General features: G+C 42.7%; 14 protein-coding genes and 1 pseudogene. 13 read left to right on the top strand and 2 right to left on the bottom strand.

Annotated features, from left to right (window positions below):
* Positions 1–226 precede the first annotated feature (226 nt).
* The 7 genes from GT674_RS05875 to GT674_RS05900 all read left to right on the top strand — a co-directional run bounded on the left by GT674_RS05875 (position 227) and on the right by GT674_RS05900 (position 6565).
* Complete coding sequence (locus GT674_RS05875) at positions 227–865, top strand: DUF1214 domain-containing protein (RefSeq protein WP_227240557.1); 639 nt, start codon at positions 227–229, stop codon at positions 863–865.
* A gap of 36 nt (positions 866–901) precedes the next feature.
* Positions 902–1681, top strand: a complete 780-nt coding sequence (locus GT674_RS05880) for a hypothetical protein (RefSeq protein ID WP_161284845.1) — start codon at positions 902–904, stop codon at positions 1679–1681.
* A 171-nt stretch (positions 1682–1852) separates the two neighbouring features.
* Complete coding sequence (locus GT674_RS17100) at positions 1853–2065, top strand: hypothetical protein (protein WP_173902682.1); 213 nt, start codon at positions 1853–1855, stop codon at positions 2063–2065.
* 21 nt (positions 2066–2086) lie between these two features.
* Positions 2087–3058, top strand: coding sequence for an alpha/beta hydrolase (locus tag GT674_RS05885; RefSeq protein WP_243149069.1), 972 nt, complete (start codon positions 2087–2089; stop codon positions 3056–3058).
* 240 nt (positions 3059–3298) lie between these two features.
* A complete protein-coding gene (locus GT674_RS05890) occupies positions 3299–4687 on the top strand; it encodes a condensation domain-containing protein (protein ID WP_161284846.1) in 1389 nt (462 codons plus the stop codon).
* 25 nt (positions 4688–4712) lie between these two features.
* Positions 4713–4943 (top strand): acyl carrier protein, encoded by a 231-nt coding sequence (locus GT674_RS05895; protein ID WP_118254628.1) that lies wholly within the window; start codon positions 4713–4715, stop codon positions 4941–4943.
* A gap of 77 nt (positions 4944–5020) precedes the next feature.
* Positions 5021–6565 (top strand): AMP-binding protein, encoded by a 1545-nt coding sequence (locus tag GT674_RS05900; RefSeq protein ID WP_161284847.1) that lies wholly within the window; start codon positions 5021–5023, stop codon positions 6563–6565.
* A 61-nt stretch (positions 6566–6626) separates the two neighbouring features.
* Here the strand turns inward: GT674_RS05900 and GT674_RS05905 are convergent, their stop codons facing one another.
* Positions 6627–7205, bottom strand: coding sequence for a TetR/AcrR family transcriptional regulator (locus GT674_RS05905; RefSeq protein ID WP_161284848.1), 579 nt, complete (start codon positions 7203–7205; stop codon positions 6627–6629).
* 433 nt (positions 7206–7638) lie between these two features.
* Here GT674_RS05905 and rsxC point away from each other — a divergent pair, with 433 nt between their 5' ends.
* From rsxC to GT674_RS05920, 3 genes are read left to right on the top strand one after another with little or no spacing between them, the layout of a single operon-like run.
* On the top strand, positions 7639–9603 hold the full coding sequence (gene rsxC, locus GT674_RS05910; protein ID WP_161284849.1) for an electron transport complex subunit RsxC: 1965 nt from the start codon (positions 7639–7641) through the stop codon (positions 9601–9603).
* A gap of 1 nt (position 9604) precedes the next feature.
* A complete protein-coding gene (locus tag GT674_RS05915; protein ID WP_161284850.1) occupies positions 9605–10225 on the top strand; it encodes a methylenetetrahydrofolate reductase C-terminal domain-containing protein in 621 nt (206 codons plus the stop codon).
* 45 nt (positions 10226–10270) lie between these two features.
* Complete coding sequence (locus GT674_RS05920) at positions 10271–11149, top strand: methylenetetrahydrofolate reductase (protein WP_161284851.1); 879 nt, start codon at positions 10271–10273, stop codon at positions 11147–11149.
* A gap of 134 nt (positions 11150–11283) precedes the next feature.
* Here the strand turns inward: GT674_RS05920 and GT674_RS05925 are convergent, their stop codons facing one another.
* Positions 11284–12417: an ROK family transcriptional regulator gene (locus GT674_RS05925; protein ID WP_161284852.1), complete on the bottom strand. Its 1134-nt coding sequence runs from the start codon at positions 12415–12417 to the stop codon at positions 11284–11286.
* 295 nt (positions 12418–12712) lie between these two features.
* Here GT674_RS05925 and GT674_RS05930 point away from each other — a divergent pair, with 295 nt between their 5' ends.
* The 3 genes and pseudogenes from GT674_RS05930 to GT674_RS05940 all read left to right on the top strand — a co-directional run bounded on the left by GT674_RS05930 (position 12713) and on the right by GT674_RS05940 (position 15905).
* Complete coding sequence (locus tag GT674_RS05930) at positions 12713–14329, top strand: mannitol dehydrogenase family protein (protein ID WP_161284853.1); 1617 nt, start codon at positions 12713–12715, stop codon at positions 14327–14329.
* Between the two features lie 45 nt (positions 14330–14374).
* Positions 14375–15401, top strand: a pseudogene (locus GT674_RS05935) (GntP family permease).
* 117 nt (positions 15402–15518) lie between these two features.
* Positions 15519–15905: a VOC family protein gene (locus GT674_RS05940; RefSeq protein WP_161284854.1), complete on the top strand. Its 387-nt coding sequence runs from the start codon at positions 15519–15521 to the stop codon at positions 15903–15905.
* The last annotated feature ends 69 nt before the right edge of the window (positions 15906–15974 follow it).

Consider the following 15974-nt stretch of genomic DNA (forward strand, 5'->3'; position numbering starts at 1 on the left):
TGGCAGCATAAACTGTCCGTATCCGGACAAGACAATAAGTAAGAAATATGCCCGTGTCCGGGCAAAAAATCGCGGGGCACGCGAGGATAGCTTGTAGATACTTGGCTCAGTAGAGCCATTGAGCAAGAAGCCCCCACTTCAAAATCAGAGATTTAAGTGGTGGGAGCATGTCACTAAGGCCAATGAGTTGATGGTAAAGAATTCTCCGGCAGCTGCAGATAAGGAAATGCTTGAAAAAATAGCAGCTGCAAATGTAGGTCCTGGTATGGAATTTGACACTTCTGTTCTTACCGGTGATGTTACAGAAAACTGGAAGACAATGCTGACAGAAATTCGGATAAAGATCATCAAAGAGGGCCAGAAATTCTCAAAAAAGCTTGGTCAGTGGGACTATTTTGGTGAACCGATCGGAGATTTCAATACAGCATATGCTTATCGTGCACTGGTAGCACTTGCAGGGCTTGGCGCCAATACAGTTGAAGTTGCACTGTATCCAAAGATAGAGCAGGATGCGGATGGAAATCCTCTCACAGGAGAAAAATCATATCTGCTCCATTTCGAAAGCTATCCGCAGGTTCTTGAAGGGGGATTCTGGTCTGTGACTGCATATGGAGACGATGATTTCCTGATTGATAATCCTATTGATCGTTACTGCATAAATGACCGTTCCGGTCTGAGAGCGAATGATGATGGTTCGGTTGATATTATTCTGTCTGAAGATGCCCCAAAGGACACCGCAAACTGGCTTCCTGTAGGTGATGGCGGCTTCCATCTGTATATGCGTATCTATACGCCTGATATGGATGCCCTGGATACGTGGACGGCACCGACCATTACAGAGATTGATCCATCAAACGTGAACTAAATATTTCCACATTTATACAGAAAGGAAAGATAATATATGAAAAATAAATTATGGAAAATAATGATCGTGAACAGTATCCTGATTTCTGCAATTACATTGTCAGGTACAACAACGGTAAGCGTTCAGGCAGAAGAAACAGATATTTCAGCAGAAAGTGAAACGGATCAGCAGACCCTCTTTGACGATGCGGTTGAAGATGCAATGATCATTGACAAGGATGAAATCCTTCCCGTAGTAAGTCTGGAGGAGGGACAGCCATATGCTGTTTACGATCAAGAGGGCAGGATCCTTCTTTATACCTTCCATAAATATCCGGACAGTTATCCAGATGGTGCAGATGTAAAACTGGAATGGGGAAATGTATGGACATTTACAGGTGGAGAACTGGAAGAATGGTATCAGAAGAATAAAGAGGGTGTGACAGACTGGCAGGCAAGAATAAAAGAACTCATCGGTCTGCGTCCGGATAACGAATCGGAGTATTTTACGGCTATGTGGGTAAAACCGGAAGACGTTTTCCGCCCGGCGTATGTTTCAGATATCGGAACAACAGAAATGACAGATGCATTTTCGGATGAAGTCGATGAGGACTATAAAGAATGGTTTGATTCAAATATTATCTCCAGTTATTTTGACGGGAAATATCCATGGACGAGACTGGGATATACATATGACTGGGCAGACAACGGCTCAGAATATGGACTCTCTGAATTTATCGTCAAAAAAGACAGCGATGTAAAGGTGGCATATACTGTTGATCTGAAGGAGATGCTGAATAAACTGGACAATGATTCCTGGAATCCTGACGGACAGTAAATAAAATGTCCATGCTGAGGAAAAGTACGGAAACAGTGTGAGATAGACAAAGAACAGCCTGTAGAAATACAGGCTGTTTTTTGTCGCCCAAAATATATGCAGAATCATCAAACCGAAAAGAAAGAGGCATGTATATAACTGGCGGGGTAAGATTTAACGCAGATGCAGTAGGTGCATTTAAAATCCTGCAGACACACAGAAGAAATTGGATTGTATATGCTGGCTCTGGAGAGTATAATACTATACGGATGCCCTTTTGCAGAGAATCCGACTGATACAGAATGCGATGAAAGCGGAAAACTGATCATGGGAGCACTTCTTGATGCGGCAGACAGGCACTGGAAGATGGATATACAATGTGGCTGGGCAAGATTCTTATTCTAAAATATGAACTGTGGGGAAATCATGATGAAGAAAAAATTTATTAAGCTGTTTGCAATATTGTCGTTTGTCTTTTTGGGAGTGCTGGAGATGGGATGGCGCTTTTTTAACATGGTGGTCTGCTGTAAAAGAGGAGAGTACAAAAAGGAAAGAAAGAAATGGTTTGAGCTGTCTCATATCAGGGAGAATCATCCCCAGAACGGTTATGCCAGGGAATACAATGAGAGTAAGGCATGGTGCTTTGAGCAGAAGATGCAGGACTGTTATATCAAAAGTATCGATGGACTAAAGCTGCATGCATTATATCTGCCGGCAGAAGATGCAAAACGGATCGTTATATTAAGCCATGGATATCGTGGCAGCCGGTTTGGCACCCTGTCGTTTATGGCGAAATATCTGCATGAGCATCAGTGTGATGTTCTGTTTATAGAACATCGCTGCTGCGGTGACAGCGAGGGAAAATATATTACCTTTGGAGCAAAGGAACAATGGGATGTGCAGCAATGGGCAGTGTATGTATCTGAACGAAACAAAGAGAAGCTTCCGATTTATCTGTACGGACAGTCCATGGGTGCGGCTGCTGTACTGATGGCATCAGGACATATCCTCCCAGCGGAGGTAAAAGGCCTGATCGCGGACTGTGGTTTTCAGTCTATGGAAGGGCAGATGCGTGATATGGCAGCTAACTGGTTCCACCTGCATCATATTCCACTGCTTCTGATGGAACTGGACTGGTTCTGTTCTCTTCTGGCAGGATTTCATATGAAAGATGCAGACACTACCGAAGCCATGAAAAAAAATACAAGACCGGTTCTCTTTTTCCATGGAGAGAAGGACACCTATGTGTATCCGACTAACTCTTTTCAGAATTATATGCTCTGCAGGGCAGAGAAGGAACTGGTCATCATACCGGGAGCACGGCATCTGTGCAGTGCCTATGCAGATCCGGAACTGTATCAGCACAAGATGATGGAATTTTTTGAGAAATACGATTAAACGGACATAAAGAATCCTGACCGGGATTTATCAGACATGGTACATAACAGGGAATACACCTTGGAACTGTTATGTTAAATGCATGATAAGTCCCGGTCAATTTTTTGTAAAGTGTTCATTAAGTTCTGGGGGTACTGGTATTTCCTGAGAAGGTATGATATTTTTTCACCTGAAGAATATATACAATGTTTTCTGTCTCGGATAAAGAAGAAAAACGGGACAATGGAGGTTATCTATTATATGAGAAATTATTATCCTTTGACGGCAGCTCAGAAAATGCATCACAACTGGATCGTGGATTATGGTACACAGCAGGTATCTGGCGTCAGTGTTGTGGCTTCTGTACAGGCAGAACTGGATTTTGGATTATTAAAAAAATGTATTCAGATGGAAATGGAGCGTTCAGACTGTACCAGAGTCCGTTTTACGAAGCCGGATAAAGATGGAAATGTAAAACAATATATAGAAAAACAGGATCCGCGTGATATCGAACTGAAGGATCTGTCTGGAATGGAAAGTCTGGCAAAGGCAGATGAGCTGATGCAGCAGTGGGCATATGAAACATTTGACGGAGATAATATCCCGATGTGCGAATTTACCATGCTGAAGCTTCCGGAAGGATACAATGGTTTCTTTTTACATATGGATCACAGACTGATCGATTCCTGTGGGCTTGTAGTTATGATCGGAGATCTGTTCCAGTTATATACGCATTACAGATATGGAACGGCCTGCCCACAGGAACTGGTTGATTTTGAGACGGTTCTGAAAAAAGATCTTGCAAAAGCGGGCAATGAAAAGCGTTTTGCAAAAGATAAAAAATTCTGGGATGACCAGCTGGATGAACTGGGCGAGCCGTTATATTCTGATATTCAGGGACCGTCCGTACTGGAGGAAGCAAGAAAGCGTCATGGGGATCCGAAGCTTCGTGCTTCTGATATTGAGATGAACGAGCTGTTTGTTGCAGTAAAGGATTATCATCTGGAACCGTATGCGACACAGAACCTGATGGATTTCTGTATGAATCATCAGCTTTCCATGACGAATCTGCTTCTGCTTGGTATCCGTACTTATCTGTCAAAAGTAAATAACGGACAAGAAGATATTACGATTCAGAATTTTATATCCAGACGTTCTACCCATGATGAATGGACTTCCGGGGGAAGCAGAACTATTATGTTTCCGTGCAGAACAGTGATCTCACCGGAGACAGATTTTCTCTCGGCAGCTTATGAAATCCAGAATATGCAGAATCGAATTTATATGCACAGCAATTACGATCCGGCACTTATCGTGGATGAGATGAGAAAGAGATATCATACACCGGAGCATACCAGCTATGAAAGCTGCTATCTTACCTATCAGCCAATGCCGGTGAAGGTGGAGAATGAAATGCTTGGAACCGTTCGCCAGCATGCCAAATGGTTTGCAAACGGTGCCGCAACCAAAAAAATGTATCTGACCGTATCTCACACTGAGGATGGCGGCATGAACTTCTCATATCATTATCAGACTGCTCATCTTGAGGAACATGACATGGAACTGCTTTATTATTATATGATGCGTATTCTGTTTAAGGGAATTGCAGAGCCGGATATGAGCATCGGCGAGATCATGGAACAGGTATAAAAATCAAAAATCAGGAGGAAATGGAATGAATCAGGAAATGGAATTTAAAAATATTGTAGCGCAGTACAGCAAAGTGAAACCGGAAGAGATGACAGGTGAGATGAGATTCCGTGAGGATCTGGGATTTACTTCTCTGGATTTCATGTCTTTTCTGGGTGAGCTTGAGGATACCTTTGACATTGAACTTGAGGAAACTGAAGTGACAAAAATTACAACTCTTGAGGAGGCACTTAAGCTTCTTGAGGAGCTTCAGTAAGAATTAAGTTGTGTGTGAACGGAGCGAACAGAATTAACAGAATATCAGTCCACAGAACAGAGAGGGAGGAGAAAGATATGCTGATCAGGAATATATTAGAAGAAAGTGTACAGAAATTTGGCGAAGTCAAGGCAGTAAAATGGCTTAACCGAAAAGAGGTTCTGGAGAGAAGTTACAGTGAAATGATGAAAAATGTGATTTCCACCAGAAAAGGACTTCTTGCAGAAGGTTTTGAGGGAAAGCATATTGCATTGATCGGAACCAGCTCTATAGAATGGATTGAAAGCTATCTGGGAATTATTACAGGATGTACTACAGCGGTGCCGCTGGATGCAGCACTCCCTTGTGAAGAACTGATCGATCTAATAAACCGGTCCGATTCCGAAGCACTCTTTTTAAGTCTGAAACACAGACCGTATCTGGAAGCATTTCTTGCAAACTGTCCGAAACTTCAGAAAGTATGGATGCTCCAGGAAGAGGTGGAGGATGTACCGGCAGATACATATAGTATCAGCGAACTCAGAAATTCAGGAAAGAATGCAAAAGGAGATGCTTCCTGCCCGGATGCAGAAGATATTGCGACTATTATCTTTACTTCCGGAACGACAGGAAAGAGCAAAGGAGTTATGCTGACACAGAATAATCTGGCTTCCAATGTTGAGGCAGTCAAAATCACGGCAGAACCCGGAACAGCCATGCTCAGTGTACTTCCGATCCATCATGCATTCTGTCTTGTCATGGACTGGATGAAGGGCTTTTCTCAGGGGGCAACCCTCTGTATCAATGACTCCCTGCTTCATATGATCAGAAATATGAGCATCTTTAAACCGGATATCATGCTCATGGTTCCAATGATGATTGAGACGATTTATAAGAGACTGGCAGCCGCTGATCCGGCAATTCCGAAGGCAGTTCTTGCAGAAAAAGTATTTGGCGGAAAACTGCACACGATTTTTACTGGTGGGGCACATCTGGATCCTTACTATATTGACTGTTTTGCAGAGTACGGTATACAGATACTGGAAGGCTACGGTATGTCGGAATGCTCTCCGGTCATCAGCAATAATACACAGGAAAACAATAAGCCGGGTTCCATCGGAAGACCTCTTGAGAATGTGGAAATCAGATTTGAGGATGGAGAGATTCTGGTAAAAGGTACAAGCGTCATGAAGGGATATTATCAGATGCCTCATGAGACAGAGGAAACGCTGAAAGATGGCTGGCTGCATACCGGAGATAAGGGATATATGGATGAAGATGGTTATCTTTTCATCAATGGCCGTGTGAAAAATCTGATTATTCTTTCCAATGGCGAAAATGTATCCCCGGAGGAAATCGAAAATAAGCTTGCATTGAATCCGCTGGTGGGTGAAGCTATTGTAACAGGCGAAGACAACGGTCTTACAGCCCGTATTTATCCGGAACAGGCAGTTGTGGAGGCGAAGGAACTGGATGCTGAGATGATCCGGTCACAGCTTCAGGCATTTTTGGATGAATACAACAAAAATCAGCCGACTTACCGTCGCATTACAGGTCTGGTGATCCGGAAAAATCCATTTATCCGCAATACGACAAAGAAGATCAGGAGACAGGATGTCCTGATCGACGAGCCGCAGGCATAATAAAAACCCGTCTGAGTATTTTCGCTCAGACGGGTTTTTATTATGCCTGTATGCGGGGCAGTCAGGACAAAAGAGGCAGCATGCCTGCCAGGAAAATCTGAGTCAGAATTTCTGCAATGACTTCTGGTGCAAGATTAAAATTATCCCGGGTCCATTTGTGAAGCACACCGATCGTGCTGCCGATCGCGCAGGTGATCACGTAAGATATTTCTTCTTTTGTGTGTTTGTCGGGGCTGGCACTGGAGGTGGTAGCGGTGACATAGTGATGAAGCATGGTCAGCATTTTTTCAAACAGATCATTCCCGTGAGGGGTGCTCAGAAGACCGGCAAGGAAGGGATTTTCCATTGTATAGCGACAGATCGTCAGAAAATAGGACTGACAGATATCGCGGTCATTTTCCGGATGAAATTTTTCCATTATAGAAAAAACATCATGGATCGTCTTTTCCTCAACAGCAGATACAAGAGAGGGGATATCCTGATAATGATTATAAAAAGTACTTCTCGCGATACCAGCTGTTTTGGTGATATCGGATACGGTGATCCGGTCAGGAGCTTTTTGCTTTATGAGTTTAAAAAAAGCACCCAGAATGGCTTCGTCTGCCACAGAATATCTTTCGTCAGAAACTGGATTTTGCATAGTTGATTCCCTCCCATATTTCATAAATATAGTAAAGCATAGCGTAACTGTGAGGGTACTGAATAGTTACAGTATAACACAAATCCGACAGTATAAGAACAAAAAATGGTATGTCAGGATGTCTGCTATGAAAGTTTGAGGCAAAAAAAATCCATCCCACCATTATGATAAAAAAATAACAATAATGATAAAAAAATAACAGATTTTTTCAGCGTGCAGAACCGCTTTTTTATAAAAAAAGAGCTTATTTTTGATGAAAACATACAATAAGAACTGGATAAAATAAACGATTTGTGCTACATTTATATAGGATAGTAATTATAGAACCAGTTTATCGGATTTTTATTGTTTTTTTCTTAACAGTGCAGAGGGGAAAGAAGGATAGAAGCTGATAAGCATATAAGTTCAAATATTTCATAAGGAAGGTGAGCAATTGGAGAACTATACTAAGTATCAGCTGAAAAGCAATGAAGAACTTGCATCATTGCTTGAGGGCAAAGACAACCTGTATGTCATTGCCTGTAACAAGTGCTTCAAGGAATTTGACACCATTGACGAGCCGGACTGCGATGAATTTCTGAAATTTGCCGCAGAACAGGGCAAGACAGTCACTGGCAGTACAAAGGTAGACTTTTTGTGTAACAAGATGCACACAGAAAGAAAATTACAGGATCTGTTTCCGGAAGGAACAGAGAATGTTATCGTAATTTCCTGCGGCCTTGGTATTCAGACAGTTGCAGAACTGGCAGGAAAACCAGTTTATGCAGCAAGTAATTCTCTTAACTACAGAGGCCATCATGGCATGGCTCTTACCAAGAAGAGCTGTGATGCCTGTGCTCAGTGTTATCTGAACATAACCGGTGGTGTCTGTCCGATCGTTGATTGCTCCAAGAGCCTTGTAAATGGGCAGTGTGGAGGTGCCAAGAACGGTAAGTGCGAAGTAGATCCGAATAAAGACTGTGCATGGGAGAAGATTTATCAGAGACTTGCAAAACAGGGACGACTTGAGGAATTCCTCAATCAGCCTGTACAGGTCCGTGACTTCTCAAAGGTGAATTTCAAAGTAATCAACGACTACGTTAAAGCAATAAGGGAAGACAGACTGAATGGATATTATGGCGGTGTTCATCCGTCAGAACATAAGGAATTCAGCGAGCATATCGATCTGAAGAAATTCCCGGATCCTAAGACAGTTGTGATCTCTATGTCACAGCATCTGGGCGCTCCGGCTAATCCGATCGTTCAGGTAGGAGATACCGTAAAGGTCGGACAGAAGATCGGCGAAGCTGCCGGATTTATCAGCGCACCGGTACATTCCAGTGTAAGCGGAACAGTAGTTGCTGTTGAACCTCGCATGCATGGAACAAGAGGCGGTGAAGTGATGGCAGTTGTCATCGAATCAGACGGAAAAAATACTCTGCACGAATCCGTACAGCCTCATAAACCATTAGATGATCTTACCGCGGATGAGATCATCGAAATCGTAAAAGAAGCAGGAATTGTTGGTATGGGTGGTGCAGGTTTCCCGACCTGTGTTAAACTGAAACCAGCGAAACCGGTTGATACGATCCTTCTCAATGGATGCGAATGTGAACCGTATCTGACAGCAGACCACAAGGTTCTTCTTGCATATGCAGATGAGATTATCTTTGGTCTGAAAGCAATCCTCAAGACAACAAGTGCCGAGAAAGGTATTATTGTTATCGAGGATAACAAGCCGGATGCTATTGAATTAATGAAGGAAAAAGTTGCCGATATCGGAAATATGGAAGTGTTTGTTGCAAGAACCAAATACCCGCAGGGCGCTGAGAAAACTCTCATCAAGCGTGTTCTGGGAAGAATCGTTCCAAGCGGCGGACTTCCGGCAGATGTTGGTGTTATTGTAGATAATATCAGTACAGTAAAAGCAATTGCTGATGCGATCCAGACAGGTATGCCTTTGATCGAGCGTGTTGCAACCGTTACAGGCGAAAAGATCAAGAATCCTGGCAACTTTATCATCAAGATTGGTACAAGTGTAAGAGAACTGATCGATTACTGTGGCGGATTCACAGACGAGGATGTTCTGGTCAAGATGGGCGGTCCAATGATGGGATTCCCTCTGAACACACTGGATGTACCTATGATGAAGGGATCCAATGGTATTATTGCCATTGATACAGATGAGACCAAAGAGCAGCCATGTATCAAGTGCGGACGCTGTGTGGATGTATGTCCGATGGAACTTTCTCCTCTGTATTTTGTAAAATATGCGAAGGAAGAGAACTGGCAGGGAATGAAAGACATGAACGTTATGGATTGTGTTGAGTGCAGATGCTGTCAGTATATCTGTTCTTCCAAGATTCCGATCATTAACAGTATCAAAGCCGGAAAAAATGCAATAAGGGGGATGAAGTGATATGTTGATTACCCAGTTAAAAGCAAAAGAAACGATCGCATCACTGACAGCCGGAAAGAAAGTTTTCATTATTAACTGTCATGGATGTAAAGAAGTTCGTTTTCCGGAAAAAGAGGCTGTTGAACTTCAGAAGGAACTTTCTGCTGAAGGAAAAGTAACAGGAATTATGACCACTGATTATATCTGTAATCCGGAAAATATGGAATTACGTCTTAAGAAACATATGAGCAAGATCCAGGAAGCAGATCTGGTTCTGGTATTCTCCTGCGGTGTCGGAGTACAGACCGTTGCGGAGTATCTGGATGACAAGATGGTCTGTGCAGCCTGCGATACATACCCGGTACCTGGTTTCCAGGGTGTAACACCGTTAGAGTACAAATGTGACCAGTGCGGTGAGTGTTATCTGAACCTGACAGGTGGAATCTGTCCGATCACAGCATGTTCCAAGAGTCTTGTAAATGGTCAGTGCGGTGGTTCCAAGAACGGTAAATGCGAAGTTGACAGTGAGATGGAGTGTGGATGGGAGCGTATCTACAGACGCCTTGAAGAGATCGGACGTCTGGATCTGCTGAAATGTCCGACACAGGTTCACAACTTTGCAACAGACGATGAAGTGAAATAAGAAGCCTGATAAATTATAATATTATAATGATTGGAGCAATGTACAATGAAAATGAAAGAATTATTCGACCGTGGTGAATTCGTAGTTTCTGCTGAAGTAGGACCGCCGAAGGGAATCCATGTAGATGAGCTTGTAGAAGAAGCCAAAACATATCTTAAGGATGTTCATGCAGTGAACGTAACTGACAACCAGTCTTCTGTTATGCGTCTTGGTTCTCTTGCTATGTGTAAGGTTCTCAAGGATGCAGGTATGGATCCAATCTTCCAGCTTGCATGCCGTGACAGAAACCGTATCGCACTGGAGTCTGACCTCTTAAGTGCTGCAATGTTTGGTATTGAGAACATTCTCTGCCTGACAGGTGACCACACAAAGATGGGAGATCATCCGCAGGCAAAACCGGTATTCGACCTTGATTCCGTATCCCTTCTTCACACAGTGAAGCTTCTGGAGTCTGGTGTGGATCTTGGCGGCAATGAGCTCGTTGGTGAGCCGCCGAAATTCTCCAAGGGTGCTGTTGTATCTCCGTGCAGCGATTCCGTTGACGCACAGCTTGCCAAGATGGAAAGAAAAGTTGCAGCAGGTGCAGATTACTTCCAGACCCAGGCTGTATTTGAGCCGGAGAAATTCATCAAATTCATGGAAAAAGCAAAACAGTTCGGCAAACCGGTACAGGTTGGTATCATCATTCCGAAGTCTGTTGGAATGGTAAGATTCATGAACAACAACGTTGCCGGCATCCATGTTCCGGATGAAATGATCGAGGAACTGAAAGCCGATAAAGAAAAGACAAAAGCAGGTATCACAGGTGTTGAGATCGCTGCACGTATCATCAAAGAGTGCAAGCCATATTGCCAGGGTGTACATATCATGGCACTTGGCTGGGAATCCAAGATTCCGGAGCTTCTGAAACTGGCTGAGCTCTAAAATATGTAAGATTTGAAATAAAAATAACAGGTGTCTGTCTTTGGAGAAGAACCAAAGGCAGGCACCTGTTTTATATCGTGCATATCAGCATTTGAACCGAAAAACACTCTGTGCTGCGGTCGCTCTGCAGCTGTCTATACAGTATGGATAAATTGATCTACATAGTGCAGGGCGGCTCCGATAGCCGGAGTGTACTGACCGTTTGTACCAACAAGAATCTGATCTTTACCGAGTTTAAAAGGTGCAGGCAAATTGATATGCTCTGTCAGATACGAGAGATCCTCATCAGTAAAATAAGGTGCCAGATAGCCGCTGATAATGACCGGGGCATCAATAATTAAATTTAAATTTTTCATAGCAAAAGCCAGATGATTGAGATAATCTTTCCAGACTTGTACAAGCTGGGAGGATTTTTTTTCGCGTAAAAGAGGGAAAAATTCTTTTATCGTCATACCGGCAGCCTGCTCCAGAGAATCCACGGAACAGTAGGTTTCCAGACAGCCGCGGTTTCCACAATAACAGAGGGGACCGTCCGGATTAATGCACATATGCTCGAGGGTTCCGCTGTGCATGGAATTTCCCTGATGAATCTGATGATTTGTTATGATCGCACCGCCAAGATTTCTGTTCAGCAGAAAAACAACGGCACTGTCAAGCTCCGGATGCTTCCATAATTCCAGGAAAGCGGCTGATTTTGAATCATGTTCCAGGTAGCAAGGATAAGGAAGACGGTGCGAAAATTCTTCCAGCTTCATTCCGGTATTATTCATAATAGTTCCATAGGTTACAGTAGTATGATCCGGAGAAGTGACCCCCTGTGTGGCAATTGAAATTCCAAGTATTTTCTCATCTTCATACTGGTTTGACGATATGAATTCCCGGACAGTTCCGGCAATCTGCTCATAGTAAGCGGGTGTATTAGAATATGGAACAGAAAACGTATCTGTAAAAATAGCATTTCCGTAAAGATCTACCGCAGTGAGATGAAACATGTTTTTTAAGATGCCGATGCCAATGGAGATTTTAAAATCAGGCACGATCTGAATCGCCTGGGCTTTTCTTCCGCCTGTTGAATCAAAATATCCGTTTCTTTCAATCAATCCCTCCTGCTCCAGCAGATTTAGATTCTGACTGACCGTGGATAAGCCCATCTGAAGATCCGAAACAATCTGCAGCTTGGAGGTTACCTTACTCTTGTAGATGTATTGATAAACTTTCGATTTATTGATTTTTTTCAGACTGATAGTTGTTAATCCTTTTTCACTCATAAGATTCTCCTGATAGTATTGCAAGATAAAATGAAGGTAACTGTTCAGTACCCTTACAGTTATAAATAAGTTCAACATTTATTGTAGTATAACACAGAAGAAAAAGCAATAAATAATAGAATATAGCAAAAGTGCATAAAAAATATATTTAAATATTATAATTATTGTCAATAGATTTTTGAAATATGAAGATATATACTAAACTTACGCGTAAGATATAAACGTAAGTTAAAGACGCAAGTCAAGAGCATAAAGATTAACTCAAGATATAAGAGGAAAACAAGGAGGATGTAACATGAAATTATCAGTTAATGGAATTAAGGATCACGAAGTATGGGAAAAAGCAGGAATCATGCTTCCGGGTTATGATGTGGAAGGCGTGAGTGCAAAAGCAAAAGAAGCACCGGTATGGGTACATTTTGGAATCGGAAATATTTTCCGGGTGTTTATTGGTGGTATTGCGGATGGACTTCTTGAGGAAGGAGTGCTTGATCGAGGACTTACCTGTGTGGAAACTTTCGATTATGATGTTGTTGATAAAATATACAAACCATATGATAATCTTGGTCTGAGTGTTATTCTTCACGGTGATGGAAGACGAGATTATAAAGTACTCGGATCACTTGCAGAAGCTGTTAAAGCGCAGGCTTCTGATGCTGAGCAGTGGGACCGCCTCAAAGAAATTTTTAAAAGCAGTTCTCTGCAGATGGTGTCCTTTACAATCACCGAGAAAGGCTACGCACTCCAGAAAGCTGACGGCACATATTTCCCGTTTGTACAGGCTGATATTCAGAATGGTCCGGACAAAGCAACAGGAGCCATGGCGGTTCTGGTAGCTATGCTGTTTGAGAGATACAAGGCAGGCAGATTTCCCATTGCCCTGGTTTCCATGGACAACTGTTCACAGAATGGAGCCAGACTTCGGGAATCCGTACTGAAGATGACAGAAGAATGGAAGAAGGCAGGCTTTGTAGATGATGGATTTGTAAACTATATAAGCGATGAAAAAGTAGTTGCTTTTCCATGGACTATGATCGACAAGATCACACCTCGCCCGAGTGAGCAAATTGCAGCAGATCTGGAAAAACTGGGTGTGGAAGATATGCAGCCGGTCATCACAAGTAAAAAAACATATATCGCACCATTTGTAAATGCAGAGAAACCACAGTATCTTGTAATTGAAGACAGTTTTCCAAATGGACGTCCGGCTCTGGAAAAAGGATTCGGTGTATACATGGCTGACAGAAATACCGTAAATCTGTCTGAACGAATGAAAGTTACTGTTTGTCTGAACCCGGTACATTCTGCTACTGGTCCGCTTGGGGTTGTACTTGGTTATGATCTGTTTGCACATATGTTGAATACCAATGAAGATATGATGAAGATGGCACGTATGGTGGCTTATGATGAAGGTCTTCCGGTTGTAGCAGATCCTGGAATCCTTTCCCCACAGGCATTTGTAGATGAACTGTTTAATGATCGTTTCCCAAATGAATATCTGGGAGATACCAATCTTCGTCTGGCAGTTGATGTATCACAGATGGTTGGTATTCGTTTTGGCGAAACTGTAAAAGCATACGTTAAGAAGTACGGCGATGCTTCCAGACTGACAGCAATTCCGCTGGGAATCGCAGGATGGCTCAGATATATGCTTGGTGTCGATGATGAGGGGAATAGATTTGAACTTGCACCGGATCCGATGAACGAAGAACTTCAGGAACAGTTTAAGGATATCGTTGTGGGACAGCCGGAAACATTTAAGGATCAGCTGAAACCAATTCTTTCGAACGAACGTTTATTCTTTACAGATCTTTACAAAGATGGTGTCGGAGAAAAGATTGAAGATATGTTCCGCGAGATGATCGCAGGACTGGGAGCTGTAAAAGCAACAATTCACAAATATGTACACTGATATTAAAAAGAATATAATCTTGGACAGATATAGAGGAAAAGGAAAATGACAGAAGCGGTATTTGCGGCAGAGCCGACAAGGCTGCTGATCGCAGCGGCAGTGGGAATTATCCTGTTATTGCTGCTGATCATTAAAATTAAGATCCATCCTGTATTATCACTGCTGATTTCTGCACTGCTTATCGGACTTGGAGCCGGAATGCCGGTTCCGACTCTGATAAGTACGGTAGAAAAAGGAGCAGGAGAGACCTTGCAGGGAATCGTGCTGCTGATCGGTCTTGGATCTTTGTTTGGAGGAATTCTGGAAGTATCCGGAGGTGCACAGTGCGTTGCATAGACCCTTGTAAATAAATTTGGAGAGAAAAAAGCGGGGATAGCTCTTGGAATTACAGGACTGGTAGTTGGAACAACTGTATTCTTTGAAGCGGGTGTTGTGATCCTGATTCCGCTTGCATTTGGACTTGCAAAGAAAACAAAGAAATCCACGTTGTATTATGTGATCCCATTGCTGGCAGGTCTGGCTACAGGATTTGCATTTATCCCGCCATCAGCAGGATCAGTACTGGTGGCAAATATGCTGAATGTGGATCTTGGAATCATGATTGCAGTTGGTGTCCCGGTAGGTATCTTATCGCTGCTTTTTGCCGGAATTCTGTGGTCAAAATTTATTGGCAGTAAAATCAATGTAGGACTTCCTGCCAACGTTTCGGAAGTCAGAGAGGCAGATGAAGCTAATGAAAAGTGGACTGCCGCTGGTGATTGTAGCTTTTCTGATTGCGGCGCTGATTCGTGCATCGGTCGGAGCGGCAGTAGTTGCGATGACAATGGCAGCAGGAATCATGGCAGCTATGCCGGGAGTGGCTGAATTATCTCCTGTATATCTGGCAGCAATGGTGTGTGCGATCAATGGTGGTGCAACCGCATTCAGCCATGTGAATGATTCTGGATTCTGGCTGGTAGGTTCATTGCTTGAGATAGATGAAAAAACAACGCTGAAATCATGGACTATGATGGAATCGATCATCGGATTTACAGGACTGATCTGTGCGATCGTACTAAGTTTGTTTGCATAAAATAATAATTGTGAATCTGGAAAAACTGTATTAAAATAAATAGTAGTAAAACATCTGGATTGGGTGAATTATCCCAGAAACAGAGAGTATGAGAAATAGAAAGGATGGTATAGCTACATGAGTTTAAAAGAGCAGATAAACGGACTCCAGCACATTGGAGTGCCTACCAAAAACATGGAAGAAACAATTGCATTTTACGAGAAACTTGGATTTGAAACGGCATTTGAGACTGTAAACGATGGTGACAGAGTGGTCTTTTTAAAATTTGCTTCTCTTGTGATCGAGACGTATGAGAGCAAGGACGCAGCCATGAAATCAGGGGCAGTCGATCACATTGCACTTGATGTGAAAGATATCGAGAAGACTTATGAACTTATCAACCAGGAAGGGTTAAACACTACAAAGGATACGATCCATTTCCTGCCATTTTGGGAAAATGGAGTGAAATTCTTTACAATCGAAGGACCAAATAAAGAAAAAGTAGAATTCAGCCAGTATCTGTAAGAGATATGCATAAGAAAAGCACATTTATGCCTGTTGAGGGCATAGATGTGCTTTTTTAATCCAGTGAAC

It is taken from the genome of Blautia sp. BIOML-A1, from assembly GCF_009883055.1.
GTDB lineage: Bacteria > Bacillota > Clostridia > Lachnospirales > Lachnospiraceae > Blautia_A.

Coding starts and splice junctions, on each gene's coding strand:
- GT674_RS05930 (WP_161284853.1), top strand. CDS start 12,713: ATGAAATTATCAGTTAATGGAATTAAGGATCACGAAGTATGGGAAAAA.
- GT674_RS05895 (WP_118254628.1), top strand. CDS start 4,713: ATGAATCAGGAAATGGAATTTAAAAATATTGTAGCGCAGTACAGCAAA.
- GT674_RS05925 (WP_161284852.1), bottom strand. CDS start 12,417: ATGAGTGAAAAAGGATTAACAACTATCAGTCTGAAAAAAATCAATAAA.
- GT674_RS05885 (WP_243149069.1), top strand. CDS start 2,087: ATGATGAAGAAAAAATTTATTAAGCTGTTTGCAATATTGTCGTTTGTC.
- GT674_RS05880 (WP_161284845.1), top strand. CDS start 902: ATGAAAAATAAATTATGGAAAATAATGATCGTGAACAGTATCCTGATT.
- GT674_RS05915 (WP_161284850.1), top strand. CDS start 9,605: ATGTTGATTACCCAGTTAAAAGCAAAAGAAACGATCGCATCACTGACA.
- GT674_RS05940 (WP_161284854.1), top strand. CDS start 15,519: ATGAGTTTAAAAGAGCAGATAAACGGACTCCAGCACATTGGAGTGCCT.
- GT674_RS05900 (WP_161284847.1), top strand. CDS start 5,021: ATGCTGATCAGGAATATATTAGAAGAAAGTGTACAGAAATTTGGCGAA.
- GT674_RS05905 (WP_161284848.1), bottom strand. CDS start 7,205: ATGCAAAATCCAGTTTCTGACGAAAGATATTCTGTGGCAGACGAAGCC.
- GT674_RS05890 (WP_161284846.1), top strand. CDS start 3,299: ATGAGAAATTATTATCCTTTGACGGCAGCTCAGAAAATGCATCACAAC.
- GT674_RS05920 (WP_161284851.1), top strand. CDS start 10,271: ATGAAAATGAAAGAATTATTCGACCGTGGTGAATTCGTAGTTTCTGCT.
- GT674_RS05875 (WP_227240557.1), top strand. CDS start 227: ATGCTTGAAAAAATAGCAGCTGCAAATGTAGGTCCTGGTATGGAATTT.